Below are 15,164 nucleotides of genomic sequence, written 5' to 3'. Positions count from 1 at the left end.
CTCGACCCACGACCTCACCCACCCCAGCGCCACCGCTCACCGAGAGCGAGCGAGTGAACCGTCGCAGAATCCGCCCGTCGACCACACCGAGCCGAACCGCATCGAATCGAACCAGGCCGAACCGCATCGAACCGGGACCCGTCGGTCGCGGCCGCGGGTCAGTCCGCGAGGAAGTCCGGGTCCAGTCGCTTCTCGGCGTTCTCCGCCTGGAGATGCTCGAGGAACGCCTCGCGCGCCACGTCGTACTCCTGGCGCTCCATCCGGTCGCGCACCGAGATGTTGCCCGCTTCCTCCTCGTCGTCACCGACGATGATCTGGTACGGCACGCGGTCGTCGTGCGCCTGCCGGATCTTCCGCTCCAGGGTCGCGTCCCGCGTCGACACCTCCACGCGGAACTCGTCGAACTGCTCCGCGACGTCGTACGCGTAGTCGAGGTTGTCGTCGCTGATCGGGAGGACGCGAACCTGCTCGGGCGCCAGCCAGAACGGGAACTTCCCCTCGAAATGCTCGATGAGCACCATGAAGAACCGCTCGTAGCTCCCGTAGATACCGCGGTGGATGACGACCGGCCGATGCTCCTCGTTGTCCTCGCCCACGTAGGAGAGGTCGAAGCGCTCGGGCATGTTGAAGTCCAGCTGGACCGTCGGCCCGTCCCACTTCCGCCCCAGCGCGTCCTCGAACGCGAAGTCGATCTTCGGGCCGTAGAACGCCCCGTCGCCTTCCTCGATGACGTACTCGTCCTCGTGCTCGCTGAGGACGCGCTCGAGGATGGACTCCGCGCGTTCCCAGATATCGTCGCTCCCCATCGACTTGTCCGGCCGCGTCGCCAAGGCGACCTCGTAGTCGAGCTCGAACGTCTCCAGGACGACGTCGATGGCCTCCATAATCTGCTCGACCTCCTGCTCGATCTGGTCCGGGCGCACGAACAGGTGCCCGTCGTCGATCGTGAACGACCACACCCGCGACAGGCCCGACAGCTCGCCGCGCTGCTCCTTGCGGTACACCTTCCCGTCCTCCGCGTACCGCACCGGGAGCTCGCGGTAGCTCCACGAGTGGTTCTGGAAGATGGCGGCGTGGCCCGGACAGTTCATCGGCTTCAGGCCGTACTCGTCGTCGCCGACGTCGAAGAGGAACATGTCGTCCTCGTAGTTGTCGTAGTGCCCGGACTGCTTCCAGAGGTCCGTCTTGAAGACGTGCGGCGTCTCCACGTACTCGTAGCCCGCGTCGAGGTTCAGGTCCTCGATGAACGCGGAGAGCTCGCGGAGCACCGTCTTCCCCGGCGGATGATACAGCGGGAGCCCTGGCCCCGTGACCTCCTGAATGGAGAACAGGTTCATGTCGCGACCGATCTTCCGATGGTCGCGGCGCTCAGCCTCCGCCTTGCGCTCCAGGAACGACTCGAGCTTGCTCTCCTTCTCGAACGCCGTCCCGTACACGCGCGTCAGCATCTCGTTCTCCTCGTCACCGCGCCAGTACGCCGCGGCTATCTCGCGGAGGTCGAACGCCTCGACGGCGCCCGTCGACGCGACGTGCGGGCCCGCGCAGAGGTCCTCGAAGTCGCCCTGCGAGTAGAACGTCACCGTCTCGTCCTCCGCGGCGAGGTCCTCGAGGAGCTCGAGCTTGTACGGCTGGTCCGCCAACCGCTCCTCGGCCTCCGCGACGCTCACGACCTCGCGCTCGATGTCGTAGTCCGCCTCGACGATCGCCTCCATCTCCTCGACGATACCCGGGAGGTCGCCCTCGTCGATGTCGACGTCGTCGAAGTCGTAGTAGAACCCCTCGTCGGTCGGCGGGCCGATAGCGAGCTCCGCCTCCGGATACTCGCGGAGCACCGCCTGCGCGAGGACGTGCGCCGCCGAGTGCCGGAGGACAGTCCGGTACTCGTCGCTCCCGTCGGTGACGATCTCTATCTCGGCGCCGTCGTGTACCGGTGCCTCCTTCGCGACCAGGTCGCCGTCGATCTTCCCGGCGACCGTGTCTCGGCCGAGACCCGGCCCGATCTCGTACGCGACGTCCTCGACGGACGCGTCCGCGTCGACCGCGAGCTCCGTGCCGTCCGGGAGGACGACCGTTATCTGTGACTCTGATTCTGATTGTGACATTGTTGTGACTGGGAATCCACGAGCTGGTTGGCGTCTGCGAACGCGGAGAACGGTAGAGTGGGGGAGTTAGCGGGCGAAAGCCCGGCGTGTAAAGCAGACACCTACCATCGTGACTCAACGTATCCGCGGTGCCAGCAAAAGGGTTGCGATGCCTCTTGAACGAGTTACGTCCTTCGCGTCGCGCCGTCAGACGTCCGAGCCGTACTCGCGGCGGAGGCTCTCGATGCGCTTCTCCGTGGACGGATGCGTCGCATACAGGCGTTCGAGGATGCCGTCGTGTTCGCCGTACACGCACAGTGCCTGGACGTGCTCGGACACCTGGTCGTCGCTAGGGGTGTCCTGAGTGGCGACCGTGTCGAGTGCGCTCGTCATGGCGTCCACGTCACCGGTATGTTCGACTGCTTTCGAGTCCGCGAAGTACTCACGGTGCCGGGAGAGCATGCGCTGGAAGAGCGCGAGGACGTTCGTGACGAGGAACACGGAGACGCCGACGAGAACGAACTGTAGTCGCGCCCACTTCTGGGACCGGTCCCCCTTTCCGAGGCCAACGAACGAGAGCGCGAACTCGACCGAGAACGCGAACACGGAGACGAACAGCGCGATCGTGTACCGTACGAGCAGCGCCACCATCACGATGGCGCTCTGGGCTGCCGCCATGACGACGACGTCGTAGCTGTCGAGATGCGCAAGTTCGTGCGCGAGGATGCCCTCCATTTCGTCCATCGTCAGCGCCTGGATGAGCTGCGGGGTCAGTACGACGAAACCGTTCCCCGGGCGACCGAGCGCGAACGCGTTCATCATCCCGACATCACCGACGAGAAGCGTCGGTTTCGGGAGGTCCATGCGGTCGCAGAGCACTTCGACGCGCTCGTGAATCTCGGGGTGCTCGTCGGCCGAGAGTTCCTGCGCGTCGATCAATTGCAGGATGATCTGTCTGCTCCCGACGTACTGGAGCGCGACGAATCCCGTCGTTATCACCGCCGCGAGGAGGAGTGCAAGCAGGTCGTTCCCCCCGACGAGTCCGACGACGAGAGATGCGACGATCACGACTACGAACAGGTAGACAGCGAGAAGGACCCCGCCAGTCAACGCCATGCGGAGTTTCAGGCCTTTCTTCTCCATACCATCGAACACACTGTTCAGAGGATTAAAATTACCTGTTTCTCTCTGAATTATATCCAAGTGGTCAGTCGTCGACGTGCGCGAGGAGTTCGTCCGCGGTGACGAGCGCCTCCAGCTCCACGCCGGCGTCGGCGAGGTTCTCGGTCCCGCCCTCCTGGCGGTCGACGACGACGAGTGCACGATTCACCTCGGCGCCCGCCTCGCGGAGCGCCTCCACGGCGTCCACCGCGGACTGCCCGGTCGTCGCGATGTCCTCGACGACGACGACCTCCTCGCCCTCGTCGAGTCGGCCCTCGACGAGGTTCGCCGTCCCGTACTCCTTCTGGCTCTTCCGCGCGATGACGTACGGCACCTCGGCCTCCAGCGCGGTCGCCACCACCAGCGGCACCCCGCCGAGCGCGACGCCAGCGGGCTTCTCGCCGTCGAGCCGCTCCGCGAACGCCTCGCCGATGAGCGCGAGCGGCTCCGGGTTCGTCTCGAACAGGTACTTGTCGACGTAGTACTCGCTCGTGCCGCCGTGCGCGAGCTCGAACTCCCCGAACTGTACCGCGTCCGCCGCCACCAGCGCCTCGATGAGGTCGTCGTTCGTCATTGCGAGAACTCCCGCCGCGGACCAGTATAAGCGAACTGGAATCCGCGTCGCCGACGGCACGAACCCGACCCCGACGGTTCAAGTACGAGAGCGCGGCGAGGCCCGGCGTGACGTAGTCACGGCCTCGTCGCGGCCGAGACCGGAGCGCGACCACCCGCACGAGGCAGCAGTCGGGTCGCCTGTCAGCAATTCCGGTCAGCGACGCGACCACCACGAGCTGCTGGATACGCGACGGCGACGGGACCTACCAGGGTTCGTCCTTCAGCCCGAGCTGGTACGCGATCGCGTTCGTCCCGACGTGCAGGAGCGGCGTCAGGACGACGACCACGGCGAGCACCGGGAGCGTGAACCACGTCCCGAACCACTCGGGCGCGACGAGCGCCGCGAGCGCGAGCGCCACCACGACGAAGTCCAGTTGATCGACGAGCGGGAACGCCGCACCGCGCTCGCGGCCCGTTCGACGCTTCAGGAACGACGCGAGGACGTCGCCGAGCATCGCACCGAACGCGAGCGCGACCGCTGCCGCGAGCGGGAACGTCGGGACCGCGACACCGAGCGCGTCCCCGACCGTCGGTGCGACCGCGGACAGCGCGAACGCCACCACCACGCCCGTCGCCGTCCCACCGGCCGTCCCGCGCCACGTCTTCCCGTCGCCGAGCAGTCGCCGGTCCCCCCACGTCCGCCCGCCGTCGATCGGCACCCCACCACCGAACAGGACGGCCGCGTTGTTCGGGACGTACGCCGGCAGCATCGCCCAGAACGCCACGGCGACCGTCGGAACCAGGTCCATGCTCGGGGAGATTCGGCCCGGGTTCTTAACGCCCCGTGATTTCGGCGAGGCGGCCGGGGACGGACGTCGACGCCGCATCGGTCGCGACCGAGACGCCTTCCGCGTCGAGGAGGTCTACCTCGCGTTCGACGGTCGTGTTCGACGACGGGACGAGCACGCCGAGTCTCGTGTGGTGTTCGGGCACCATCACACCTTGTCGTCCGCGCGGTCGAGTTCGCGCGCCGCCTCGTCGCGGTCCGCGGGGTCGCCGTGGCCGCCGCCGCCCGGCGTCCGGACGGTGACGGTCGTTCCGGCTGGGACGTCGCGCGTCGTCTTCGCGGGGACGTCCTCGTCGTCGATGCGGTTCTCGCCGGTCGCTCCGGGGTCGCCACCGGCGACCCCCTTGGGTGGGTGTCGGCGCCGTTCGGTGAGCAGCGACACGGTCGCGTCCGTCTCGACGGTCACGGAGCGCACGATTCCGAGGCCGCCGCGGTGCTCGCCGTCCCCGCCGCTGCCGTCGCGGAGTCCGTACGCCTCGACGCGCAACGGGTATTCGGCTTCGAGCGCCTCCACGGGCGTGTTCAGCGTGTTCGTCATGCCGACGTGCACGCCGTCGGTGCCGTCGCCGGTCGGGCGACCGCCGGCGCCGCCGCCGATGGTCTCGTAGTAACTGAAGCCGTCGGCGTCCCGGCTTCCGACGACGAGGTTGTTCATCGTCCCCTGGCCCTGCGCGGGGATGCGTTCGGGTGCGGCGTCGGCGAACGCGGCGAGGACGACGTCGGTGACGCGTTGACTCGTCTCGACGTTCCCGCCGACGACCGCCGCCGGTGCGGACGGGTTCAACAGCGACCCGTCGGGCGCGTGCACGTGGATTGGGTCGTAGCAGCCCTGGTTCGGGGGGATGTCGGGGTCGGTGACGCAGCGGACGACGAAGTACACCGCGCTCGTCGCGACGGCGAGCGGCGCGTTCACGTTCCCGTCGACCTGGTCGGCGGTCCCCGCGAAGTCGACGGTGACGCCGGCGCCGTCGACGGTGACGGTCGCCTCGATGGGGACGTCCTCGTCGGTCTGTCCGTCGCCTTCGAGGACGTCTCGCGCGTGATATTCGCCGTCGGGGAGCGCGTCGAGTTCGGCGGTGATGCGGTCGCGCGAGTACGCCATGACGGCGTCGAACGCGCTCTCGATGCGGTCGCGGCCGTGTTCGGCGACGAGGTCGCGGACGCGGTCCTCGGCGCGGTCGTTCGCGGCGAGTTGCGCGCGGACGTCGGCCTTCCGTTCACCGGCGTTCCGGACGTTCGCGAGGATGACGTCCATGACGTCGTCGTTCACCTCGTCGTCGACGACGAGCCGCACGGGTGGGAGCCGTAGCCCTTCCTGGTATATCTCGCGTGCGCCCGCCGGCATGCTTCCGGGGCTCTGTCCGCCGACGTCGGCGTGATGCGCTCGAGAGACGGCGTACCCGAGGACGTCGTCGGCGTCGTCGTCGGTCGTGATCGGCGAGACCATCGTGACGTCGGGGAGGTGCGTCCCGCCCTGGAACGGGTCGTTGAGCACCCAGACGTCGCCGGGTTCCGGGTCCTTCGCGAGGACGGCATCGACGGCTGCGGGCATCGCGCCGAGATGCACGGGGATGTGTTCGGCTTGCCCGACGAGCCGACCGTCGGCGTCGAAGAGCGCGGTCGAGCAGTCCCGGCGCTCCTTGATGTTCGGCGAGTACGCGCCGGTGACGAGGACCTGCCCCATCTCCTCGGCGACGCCCTCGAACTGGTTCCGGAGTATCTCGAGCGTGACCGCGTCGAGGGACTGCTCGCCGTCGACGTCGGCGTCGGTCACTGCTCGTCACCTCCGTTCGTCATGACGAACGTCCCGTCCGGCTGCACGGTCCCGGTCCAGGCCGGTGGGACGACGACCGTGCTCTCGTGCTGTTCGAGGATCGCGGGCCCGTCGACGGTCTCGCCGACAGGGAGTGCTTCGCGGTCGTACACGGGCGTCTCGTGGTAGGCGTCGTCGAAGAACGCCTGCCGTCGGCCTTTGAGTGGGTCGCCGCGGGATTCGTAGTGAACGGTGACGTCGGCGCGGTCGACGACGGCGGTCGTCCGGGCGTTCACGAGTTCGAGCGGGTCGTCCATCCGGTACCCGTACGTGGATTCGTGCGCGTCGTGGAACCGTTCGGCGACCGCGTCCGCGTCGAAGTCGTCGGCGACGGGAACGGTGAGTTCGAAGCTCTGGCCGGCGTACCGGACGTCCGCGGCGCGTTCGACGGTCGCGTCGTCGCGCGTGCCGTCGTCGCTCGCCCCGTCGGTGACGTCCGCGCGGACGTCCGCGGCGAGGTCGTCGTAGGCGGCTTCGACGCGGTCGTGGTCGAGCGAGTCGAACGGTTCCCGGAGCGTGCGGACGGCGTCGTGCTTCTCGTCGGCCGCGAGGAGACCGTACGCGGAGAGGACGCCGCACGCCCGTGGGACGACGACTGTCTCGACGTCGAGGCGGTCGGCGAGCGCGGCGGCGTGCATCGGGCCGGCGCCGCCGAACGCGACGAGACCGAACTCGCGGGGGTCGTGGCCGCGTTCGACGGTGACGGCGCGGATGGCGCGGGTCATGTTCGCGTTCGCGACGCGGTAGACGCCGCGGGCCGCGTCGAGCGCGTCGTCGAGACCGGCGGTTCCGGCGAGGCCCGCGAGCACGTCCTCGGCGGCGGCTTCGTCGAGCGAGAGTTCGCCGCCGAGTGCGGAGGACGCGCCGATGTACCCGAGGACGACGTTCGCGTCCGTCACCGTCGGGTCCGTGCCGCCACGGCCGTAACAGGCCGGGCCGGGTCGGGCGCCCGCGGACGCGGGGCCGACGCGGAGTGCGCCGCCGTCGTCGACCCAGGCCTTCGAGCCGCCGCCGGCGCCGACGGTGTTGACGTCCACCATCGGGACCTTGATCGGGCGACCGTTGATCTCGGCGTCCGTGGTGCGTTCCGCGTCGCCGTCGCGGACGAGACTGACGTCGCTGCTCGTCCCACCCATGTCGAACGTGACGAGGCCCGCGAGGTCGTCGCGTGCGTCGCTCGCCGTCGCCGCGGCACCGACGACGCCCGCCGCCGGCCCGGACATCGACGTGGTGACGGGGCGGTCGCGGACCGTTCGGGCCGCCGCGATACCGCCGTTCGCCTGCATGATGCGCGGCGCGGGGACGTCGAGGTCGGCGGCGCGCTCCTCGAGCCGACCGAGGTACGCGTCTATCGCGGGTTTGACGTACGCGTCAACGACGGTCGTCGACGTGCGCTCGTACTCGCGGAACTCCGCGAGGACCTCGTGGCTCGCCGACACCGGCACGTCCAGTTCCTCGCGGAGGACGTCCGTGACGCGGCGCTCGTTCTCCGGGTGCTGGTACGCGTGCAGGAGCGAGACGGCGACGCTCTCCGCGTCGCTCGCGCGGATCTCGTCGACGACGTCGCGCACGTCCGCTTCGTCGACGGCGTCCTCGACGCCGTCGTTCGTCGTGCGTTCGGGCACCTCGAACCGGCGGCGGCGCGGGACGAGCGGGTCGGGTCGCGTCTCGTCGAAGTCGTAGAGGCTCGGGCGGTCCTGTCTGGCTATCTCGAGGACGTCCCGGAAGCCGTCGGTCGCGACGAGCGCCGTCTCCGCGCCCGCCTCCTCGAGGAGCGCGTTCACCGAGACCGTCATCGCGTGCGTGAACTCGTCGACGTCGCTCGGATCGAGGCCGGCTTCGGCGCAGGCCTTCTCGATGCCGTCGACGACGCCGACGCTCTGGTCGGCCGTCGTCGGCACCTTCGCGGTGACGAGGTCATCGTCGGTCGTCGACAGCGCGACGTCGGTGAACGTCCCGCCGACGTCGACGCCGACGTGCGTCCGGTCGGTCATCGTCCGTCACTCGGGCACGTCCCGGCAAAGGACTTCCCCCGGTCGCCCCGCGTTCGCGCGGCGAACCATCAATCCATTAGTACTCGCGCTCCGGAGTTCCGGACATGATTCCCCCCATCGCCTCGCGGTTCGTCGCGGGCGAGACGCCAGCGGAGGCGATCGACCACGCGCGAGCGCTGAACGACGACGGTGTGTCCGCCATCCTGAACCTCCTCGGCGAGCACTACGACGACCGCGCCCCCGCCGCCGCCGACGCGGACGCGTACGTCGAACTCGTCGCCGACGTCGGCGCGAGCGACGTCGACGCGTGCGTCTCCGTGAAACCCAGTCAGATCGGGCTGGACGTCGGCGAGGACGTCTTCCGTGACCTCCTCGAACGGGTCGTCGAGGCGGGCGACGAGCACGACGTCTTCGTGTGGGTGGACATGGAGGACCGCCACACGACGGACGCGACGCTCGACGCGTTCGAGGACTTCGCCCGCAAGTACGAGGGCGACGTCGGCCTCTGCGTGCAGGCGAACCTGAAGCGCACGCCCGAGGACATCGAACGGCTCGCCGACGTCCCCGGGAAGGTCCGGCTCGTGAAGGGCGCGTACGACGAACCCGAGGACGTCTCCTACAAGCAGAAGTCGAAGGTCAACGAGCAGTACCGCGAGCTCCTCGAGTTCATGTTCCGGGAGTTCGAGGACGGCGTCGCGGTCGGCAGTCACGACCCCGCGATGATCGAGTACGCGAGCGAGCTCCACGACGAGTACGGGACGCCGTACGAGGTCCAGATGCTCATGGGCGTCCGCGAGGACGCCCAGCGCGACCTCACCGACGACGACGTCGAGGTCTGGCAGTACGCGCCCTACGGCGGCAAGTGGCTCCAGTACTTCTACCGGCGGGTGCGAGAGCGCAAGGAGAACGTCCTGTTCGCGGCGCGCGCCGTCCTCGGCGTCTAAGCGAACGACCGTCGTCGTACCGTCGGTTCGAGGGGCCGCCGTCGCGACTCGTCACACCCAAGACCCCGCCCCTACATTCGTCGGGCATGTCCTCCTGGAAGCGCGACTTCGCGTCGGGCCTCATCGTCATCGTGCCCGTCCTCGTCACCGCGTTCGTCATCGCGTACCTCTACAATAGAGTGTCGGCAGTCACGCCGAGCTTCGTCACGGTGGAGCTCCTCACGGAGCTCGGCGTCCCCTACCCCGAGACCGCCCAGCAGCCGATCCTGGTGCTGTTGGTCATCATGGTGTTCCTCGTGCTCGTCCTCGCCGTCGGGTACCTGATGCGGACGACCGCCGGCGGCCTCTTCGAGGGCGTCATCGACGACCTCGCGAACAGCGTGCCCGGGCTGCGCGTCATCTACAACGCGTCGAAGATGGCCGCGGAGACCGCGCTCGGCGGCACCGACTCCCTCCAGACCCCGGTGAAGATAACGATGTGGGGCGACAAGCGGATGACGGCGTTCAAGACCGGGAAGACGACCGACGACGGCCGCGAGGTCCTCTTCCTCCCGACCGCACCGAACATCACCACCGGGTTCGTCCTCGAACTCGAACCCGAGGACATCACGGAGACCGACGAGAAGGTCGAGGACGCGCTCACGCGCATCCTCTCCGCCGGCTTCGGCGACTCGGAGACGATGGGGAACACCGTCGACGTCGAGGAGCTCACCGGTGGCAGCGACGACGAGGACGAGAAGTGACCGCCGCCGGGAGCGCCGGCTGGCGTCGCGGACGGTCGATAGCTCTCCGAGCGCTCGCGTGAACGCTCCTCGAACCGGCTAGTTCGGAACGCTGACGTTGATCGACGTCCCGTCCTGGACGACCCGGACCTCGTAGCTGTCAGACGGCGGGAGCAGCCAGATACGTCCGTTCTCGCCCGTCCGACCCACCGTGTGGTCGTTCACGCGAACGACCGCGTCGAGCGGCGTCGCGGACCCGTTCCCGACAGCGGGCCGCGTGACGTTCACCAGGACCGGGCCGTCCCCGAGCGTCGACGTCACGCTCACCGAGACGTTCTCTCGTATCGCACGAACGCTCTCGGCTCGCGGCACGCGATCCAAGAGCAGAATCTGGTTCTCCCGGTAGACGTCTCGCGTCCCACCGTCGGCGTACGCCGTGAGCGACCCCTGCGGGTGTCGTCCGGTCGCTCGGTAGAGGTTCCAGCCCGGGTAGACGTCGATATTGATACCGCCCTGGAACTTCGGTTGCGACCACGTGTAGAGTTCGCTGATCCGGTTCTGGAAGTCGACGTAGTCCTCGAACTGGTCGACGGCACCGGGAGCGCGGTTGTCGAACCGGATGGCGTTCCGATGGTACTGGCCGCCGTCGAGCATCTCGACGACCACGCCGTCGGTCGACGCGGCGACGTGCAGCGGGTTGACGCCGCCTTTGAGTTCGCCGGTCACAGCCATCGCGACGTGCTCTCGGACCGGCGTCTTGAAGCTATCCAGTCCCAGTCCGACGTTCCGGATGCGGTCGCGCGTCGACCGCCCGAGCGGGGTGCCGGCGTTCTCGATGCGCGTGAGGCTGTCGTCTATCGCTCGTGCACGCCGGTCGATCATCGCGAGTTTCACGAGCAGCGTCTCCGCGGTGATGGCACCGCTTCGGTACCGTTCCACGGTGCGTTCCTCGGCCGCGCTCAGTGCAGTGAGTTCCTCGGCGGTGGCGTCGAGGTACCTGCCGACGATAGCGTCACGAGCACGCTCCGTCTGCACTGCTTCGAGTTGCAGTTCGACGAGCGACACCTGGTACTGGCTCGCGACGCGCTCGGCGGAGAGCGCCATCGACGCACCGAAGTCGAGGCCGACGGTCGTGTAGTTCTCCGTGACCGGGCCGTCGATCTGGAGTCGTCGCGTGGTGTTGTTCGACGGCGACGCCGTGTCGTCTTCGGGTGTCCGTTCAGTGAGAGCGGTTGCGTCACCGGCTGCTGGCGTCGAGGGCCCAACGGATGTGGCCGTCGACGCGTCGGCCGCGACGGCCGGTGCGACACCGGCCGTGAGGAGGAGGGCGGCGACGGCGAGAGCGGCGGAGCGACTCATTACCGGATGGTTACGCGTGCCGATACAAAAACCGGTCGACGTTACGTGCTCGCCCGAGAGCGCCCCCGAGACGTCCCGATATCGTTCATAACGTCCGCTGACGTTTTATCGGGATGGAAAGCGTTTTTTCCTCGGGGGGTGCAAGGTCGGGATATGCGGTTTCGCCCCGCGTTGGTCGGAATCCTCCTCCTGTTGGTCGTGTCAGGGGCCGTGGTCGCCGCTGGAACGACCCGTAGCGACGGGGTCGGGTCGACTGCGACGGTCGACTCGACCGGGTTCGAGCGCGCGGACCCCGGGCTCGTCGTGACGGTACAGTTACGGGAGGACGGCGACGCGAGGTGGCACGTCACGCACCGGTTCCTGGTGAACGGGACGAACGAGACGCGAGCGTTCGACCGGTTCGTTGACGACGTGCGGTCCGGAGACCGCGACCTCGGGGTGGGGCGTGACACGTTCGCGCGGTTCGCGGCCGCGGCGAGCGAGACGACGGACCGCGAGATGCAGATCCGGAACGCGAACTGGACGGAGTCGACCGTCGAGAACGGGACGGGGACCGTGACGTACTCGTTCACGTGGACGAACTTCGGGCGCGTGGAGGACGATTCGTTGTTCGTCGGGGACGCGTTCCAGAGTCCGGAGGGGACGTGGTTCCCGCGGCTCTACGACGGCCAGCGGCTCGTCATCCGCCCACCGGAGGGGTTGAACATCGTCGGGACGCCGCCGGACAAGGGACTCGATCAGCGAGCGCTCGTGTGGGACGGCTACCGCGAGTTCGAACCCGGATACCTCTCGGTCGCCCTGGAGCGTCCGTCGGACCCAACGACCACGACGACGTCGGTGAACACGTCGACGGCGGAGCCGGTCCAGCCGGACGATTCGTTCCTGCTGGGCGTCGGGTTCGCGCTCCTGCTGGTGTTCGTCGGCGCGGGGAGCTACTTCTTCGCGCGCTGGCAGACCCAGCAGGACGACGGTGACGACGCCGGTGGTGTCCCGGAGGCGTCCGACGGCGGTAGTCCACCGGGCGGTGGTGGGACGGCGGACGCGGGGTCGGCGACGGCGGCGGGGTCGGACGCTGCGTCGACACCGCCCGACGCCGACGCGACCGGTTCGAGTGCGTCGACGGCGGAGCCGGACGTCGGCGACGCGACCGGTGGGGCGACTGCGGCGGCGGGCTCCGCCGGCGCGACGGTCGACGACGCCGAGAGCGACGACGGTATCGACGAGGCGTTGCTCTCCGACGAGGAGCGCGTGCTTCGACTGCTCGAGGGGAACGGCGGTCGGATGAAGCAGGCGAACATCGTCACCGAGACGGGCTGGTCGAACGCGAAGGTCTCCCAGCTCCTGTCGGGGATGCACGACGACGACGAGATACAGAAGCTCCGTATCGGCCGGGAGAACCTCATCGCGCTCCCCGAGGAGAACGTCGCCGACTTCGGCGACGACGAGTGACGAGCCGGCCGGGGTCGTCGGGCGTGCTCGGCCCCGAGTCAACGGTTCTCGTAGCAACACGTGTTTCCGTAACTATTACCCTGACTGCGGGGTAACGCTCGGACGATGAAGGTTCTCGTCACCGTCAAGGAGGTGGCTGCCGTCGAAGATGAATTCGAGATCGACGGAACGGCCATCGACGAGGCGTACCTCGAGTACGACCTCAACGAGTGGGACGACTACGCCGTCGAGGAAGGCGTACAGATAAGCGAGTCCGAGGACGACGTGGAGGTCGTCTCGGTCACGATCGGCCCGGAGCGCTCCGAGGAGACGATCCGGATGGCGCTCGCGAAGGGCGCGGACCGCGCGGTCCGCGTGTGGGACGATTCGCTCGAGGACGCGGAGATGCTCGACGTGGAGGCGAAGACGAAGCTGCTCGCGGCGGTCGTCGAGGAGGAGGACCCGGACCTCGTGCTGTCGGGCGTGCAGGCGGACGACGACGGGTTCGGTGCGACGGGCGTGTCGCTCGCGGACGAGGTCGGGTTCGAGTGGGCGGCGGTCGTGAACGGCCTCGACCTGGACGTGGAGGAGCGCGTTGCGAGCGTGCGCCGCGAGCTCGAGGGTGGCGTCGAGGAGCTGACGGACGTGGAGCTCCCGGCGGTCCTGACGATCCAGACGGGTATCAACGAGCCGCGGTACGCGAGCTTGCGCGGTATCCGGCAGGCGCAGCGGAAGGAGATCAAGCCGCAGACGCTCGACGACCTCGGCCTGTCGGCCGACGTCGCCGAGTCCGATCTCGAGATTGTGGACATGTACGAGCCCGAGACGGAAAGCGATGCGACGCTGTTCGAAGGGAGCGCGGAGGAGACGGCGGGACAGCTTGCGGAGGTTCTCCGTGACGGAGGTGTCGGGCAATGAGTGACGTGCTCGCGGTCGCCGAGCATCGCCGTGGGGAGCTCCGTGACGTCTCCTACGAGCTGGTGACGGTCGGGAGCGAGGTGACGGATGCGACGGGTGGCGACCTCCATCTGGCGGTCGTCTCGGGTGACGTGGACGCGCACGCCGAGGCGCTGAACCTCGAGGGCGTCGACGCGATTCATACGGTCGAGTACGGCGAGGAGTTCAATCACGACGTGTACGCGCAGGTCGTCGAGCAGCTCTACGACGCGGTCGACCCGCAGGTGCTCTTGACGCCGAACAGCGTGAACGGCCTGGATTACGGGCCGGCGGTCGCGAACGCGCTCAACCTGACGTACGTGAGTGACGCGGTGGACGTCGAGTTCGACGGGTCGACGTTGACGGCGACGCGAGAGATGTACGGTGGGAAGGTCGAGACGACGACGGAGGTCGAGGCGGAGTCGGTCGCGGTCTCCATCCGGAGTGCGGAGTGGCCAGTGACGGAGTCGCCGGGTGACGCTGCGGTCGAGGCGTTCGATGCGACGGTCGACGAGGCCGCGGTGAAGTCGACGGTGAAGGGCTTCGAGGAGGTCGGTGGCGGTGACGTCGACATCACGGAGGCGGACGTGCTCGTCTCGGTGGGCCGTGGTATCGAGGAGGAGGAGAACCTCGATCTCGTGCGTGATCTGGCGGATGCGCTCGATGCGACGTTGTCGTCGTCGCGGCCGATCGTTGACAACGGCTGGCTCCCGAAGAACCGGCAGGTCGGGCAGTCGGGGAAGGTCGTGACGCCGGACTTCTACATCGCTATCGGTATCTCCGGTGCCGTCCAGCACGTCGCTGGGATGAAGGGCGCGGAGAACATCGTGGCGATCAACACGGACCCGAACGCGCCGATCTACGACATCGCGGATTACGGTATCGTGGACGACCTCTTCGAGGTCGTGCCGGCGCTCATCGAGGAGTTCGAGGGCTGACGCGACGCGGGCTGCCGTGGTCGGCGTTTCGCTCACGTTTTGCGGTGGTCGAGGTGCGAGCGAAACGAGCGACTGCGTCGACTCGGTGGAGAACGGGTCCCGTCCGTGAGCCGAAGCGAGCACCGAGGCCGGCGGGAGAAGGTGGTCGCAGGTCGTGCCGGCGCTCGTCGAGGAGTTCGAGGGTGAGCGGCCGTCTGACGTGGGGGGGTCGGTTGTGGTTTCTGGTGGTCGTTGCGATGGTGGCGTTTCGTTTTCGATTTCGTACATTTCTTGGAAGGTCCCGGAGGATGTTGCCGGCTAATGCAGCCGATGTAACAGTTCTTTGTTTCTAACCATTCCGACTACAGAAGAGGTCGAGGCCGACGCTTGCGTCCGGTTCCGTCCAC

The 15,164-nt window shown here is 68.1% G+C and carries 13 protein-coding genes; 5 read left to right on the top strand and 8 right to left on the bottom strand.

Annotated elements, in window-relative coordinates:
• Window positions 1-158: 158 nt before the first annotated feature.
• The 7 genes from thrS to SM754_RS01595 form a co-directional block, all read right to left on the bottom strand.
• Window positions 159-2,102 (bottom strand): threonine--tRNA ligase, encoded by a 1,944-nt coding sequence (gene thrS / locus SM754_RS01625; protein ID WP_323674472.1) that lies wholly within the window; start codon window positions 2,100-2,102, stop codon window positions 159-161.
• Between the two features lie 186 nt (window positions 2,103-2,288).
• Window positions 2,289-3,224, bottom strand: a complete 936-nt coding sequence (locus tag SM754_RS01620) for a M48 family metalloprotease (protein WP_323674471.1) — start codon at window positions 3,222-3,224, stop codon at window positions 2,289-2,291.
• Between the two features lie 64 nt (window positions 3,225-3,288).
• Entirely contained in the window at window positions 3,289-3,816 is a 528-nt protein-coding gene (gene pyrE / locus SM754_RS01615) for an orotate phosphoribosyltransferase (RefSeq protein WP_323674470.1), read from the bottom strand.
• Between the two features lie 244 nt (window positions 3,817-4,060).
• The gene (locus tag SM754_RS01610) at window positions 4,061-4,606 is read right to left on the bottom strand and encodes a CDP-2,3-bis-(O-geranylgeranyl)-sn-glycerol synthase (RefSeq protein WP_323674469.1); all 546 of its coding nucleotides are present in this window, start codon (window positions 4,604-4,606) and stop codon (window positions 4,061-4,063) included.
• Between the two features lie 25 nt (window positions 4,607-4,631).
• Window positions 4,632-4,793, bottom strand: a complete 162-nt coding sequence (locus SM754_RS01605) for a hypothetical protein (protein ID WP_323674468.1) — start codon at window positions 4,791-4,793, stop codon at window positions 4,632-4,634.
• A complete protein-coding gene (locus tag SM754_RS01600; RefSeq protein ID WP_323674467.1) occupies window positions 4,793-6,418 on the bottom strand; it encodes a hydantoinase B/oxoprolinase family protein in 1,626 nt (541 codons plus the stop codon). Before SM754_RS01600 ends, SM754_RS01605 begins: the two co-directional genes overlap by 1 nt.
• Complete coding sequence (locus tag SM754_RS01595) at window positions 6,415-8,451, bottom strand: hydantoinase/oxoprolinase family protein (protein ID WP_323674466.1); 2,037 nt, start codon at window positions 8,449-8,451, stop codon at window positions 6,415-6,417. The genes SM754_RS01600 and SM754_RS01595 overlap by 4 nt, the downstream gene beginning before the upstream one ends.
• A gap of 104 nt (window positions 8,452-8,555) precedes the next feature.
• Here SM754_RS01595 and SM754_RS01590 point away from each other — a divergent pair, with 104 nt between their 5' ends.
• Together SM754_RS01590 and SM754_RS01585 are read left to right on the top strand one after the other, a co-directional pair.
• Window positions 8,556-9,395 (top strand): proline dehydrogenase family protein, encoded by an 840-nt coding sequence (locus SM754_RS01590; RefSeq protein ID WP_323674465.1) that lies wholly within the window; start codon window positions 8,556-8,558, stop codon window positions 9,393-9,395.
• Window positions 9,396-9,481: 86 nt separating this feature from the next.
• Window positions 9,482-10,138 carry a DUF502 domain-containing protein gene (locus SM754_RS01585; protein WP_323674464.1) on the top strand — a complete coding sequence of 219 codons (657 nt, stop codon included), beginning with the start codon at window positions 9,482-9,484 and terminating at the stop codon, window positions 10,136-10,138.
• Window positions 10,139-10,216: 78 nt separating this feature from the next.
• Here SM754_RS01585 and SM754_RS01580 read toward each other — a convergent pair whose 3' ends face one another.
• Window positions 10,217-11,476: a DUF7094 domain-containing protein gene (locus tag SM754_RS01580; protein ID WP_323674463.1), complete on the bottom strand. Its 1,260-nt coding sequence runs from the start codon at window positions 11,474-11,476 to the stop codon at window positions 10,217-10,219.
• A 153-nt stretch (window positions 11,477-11,629) separates the two neighbouring features.
• On the opposite strand from SM754_RS01580, the gene SM754_RS01575 reads away from it, so the two are divergent.
• From SM754_RS01575 to SM754_RS01565, 3 genes are all read left to right on the top strand, one after another.
• Complete coding sequence (locus tag SM754_RS01575; protein WP_323674462.1) at window positions 11,630-12,925, top strand: helix-turn-helix transcriptional regulator; 1,296 nt, start codon at window positions 11,630-11,632, stop codon at window positions 12,923-12,925.
• 105 nt (window positions 12,926-13,030) lie between these two features.
• Window positions 13,031-13,822 carry an electron transfer flavoprotein subunit beta/FixA family protein gene (locus SM754_RS01570; RefSeq protein WP_323674461.1) on the top strand — a complete coding sequence of 264 codons (792 nt, stop codon included), beginning with the start codon at window positions 13,031-13,033 and terminating at the stop codon, window positions 13,820-13,822.
• The gene (locus SM754_RS01565; RefSeq protein ID WP_323674460.1) at window positions 13,819-14,778 is read left to right on the top strand and encodes an electron transfer flavoprotein subunit alpha/FixB family protein; all 960 of its coding nucleotides are present in this window, start codon (window positions 13,819-13,821) and stop codon (window positions 14,776-14,778) included. The genes SM754_RS01570 and SM754_RS01565 overlap by 4 nt, the downstream gene beginning before the upstream one ends.
• The last annotated feature ends 386 nt before the right edge of the window (window positions 14,779-15,164 follow it).

Source organism: Halorubellus amylolyticus (assembly GCF_034808145.1).
Taxonomy (GTDB): Archaea; Halobacteriota; Halobacteria; order Halobacteriales; family Natrialbaceae; genus Halorubellus.
The sequence above is the reverse complement of the archived record's forward strand: the minus strand, read 5'-3'. Positions and strand labels throughout refer to the sequence as shown.

Excerpts from the sequence above, each read along its gene's own strand:
- thrS (WP_323674472.1), bottom strand. The coding sequence starts at position 2,102 with ATGTCACAATCAGAATCAGAGTCACAGATAACGGTCGTCCTCCCGGAC.
- SM754_RS01565 (WP_323674460.1), top strand. The coding sequence starts at position 13,819 with ATGAGTGACGTGCTCGCGGTCGCCGAGCATCGCCGTGGGGAGCTCCGT.
- SM754_RS01580 (WP_323674463.1), bottom strand. The coding sequence starts at position 11,476 with ATGAGTCGCTCCGCCGCTCTCGCCGTCGCCGCCCTCCTCCTCACGGCC.
- SM754_RS01585 (WP_323674464.1), top strand. The coding sequence starts at position 9,482 with ATGTCCTCCTGGAAGCGCGACTTCGCGTCGGGCCTCATCGTCATCGTG.
- SM754_RS01605 (WP_323674468.1), bottom strand. The coding sequence starts at position 4,793 with ATGGTGCCCGAACACCACACGAGACTCGGCGTGCTCGTCCCGTCGTCG.
- SM754_RS01610 (WP_323674469.1), bottom strand. The coding sequence starts at position 4,606 with ATGGACCTGGTTCCGACGGTCGCCGTGGCGTTCTGGGCGATGCTGCCG.
- SM754_RS01620 (WP_323674471.1), bottom strand. The coding sequence starts at position 3,224 with ATGGAGAAGAAAGGCCTGAAACTCCGCATGGCGTTGACTGGCGGGGTC.
- pyrE (WP_323674470.1), bottom strand. The coding sequence starts at position 3,816 with ATGACGAACGACGACCTCATCGAGGCGCTGGTGGCGGCGGACGCGGTA.
- SM754_RS01590 (WP_323674465.1), top strand. The coding sequence starts at position 8,556 with ATGATTCCCCCCATCGCCTCGCGGTTCGTCGCGGGCGAGACGCCAGCG.
- SM754_RS01575 (WP_323674462.1), top strand. The coding sequence starts at position 11,630 with ATGCGGTTTCGCCCCGCGTTGGTCGGAATCCTCCTCCTGTTGGTCGTG.
- SM754_RS01595 (WP_323674466.1), bottom strand. The coding sequence starts at position 8,451 with ATGACCGACCGGACGCACGTCGGCGTCGACGTCGGCGGGACGTTCACC.
- SM754_RS01570 (WP_323674461.1), top strand. The coding sequence starts at position 13,031 with ATGAAGGTTCTCGTCACCGTCAAGGAGGTGGCTGCCGTCGAAGATGAA.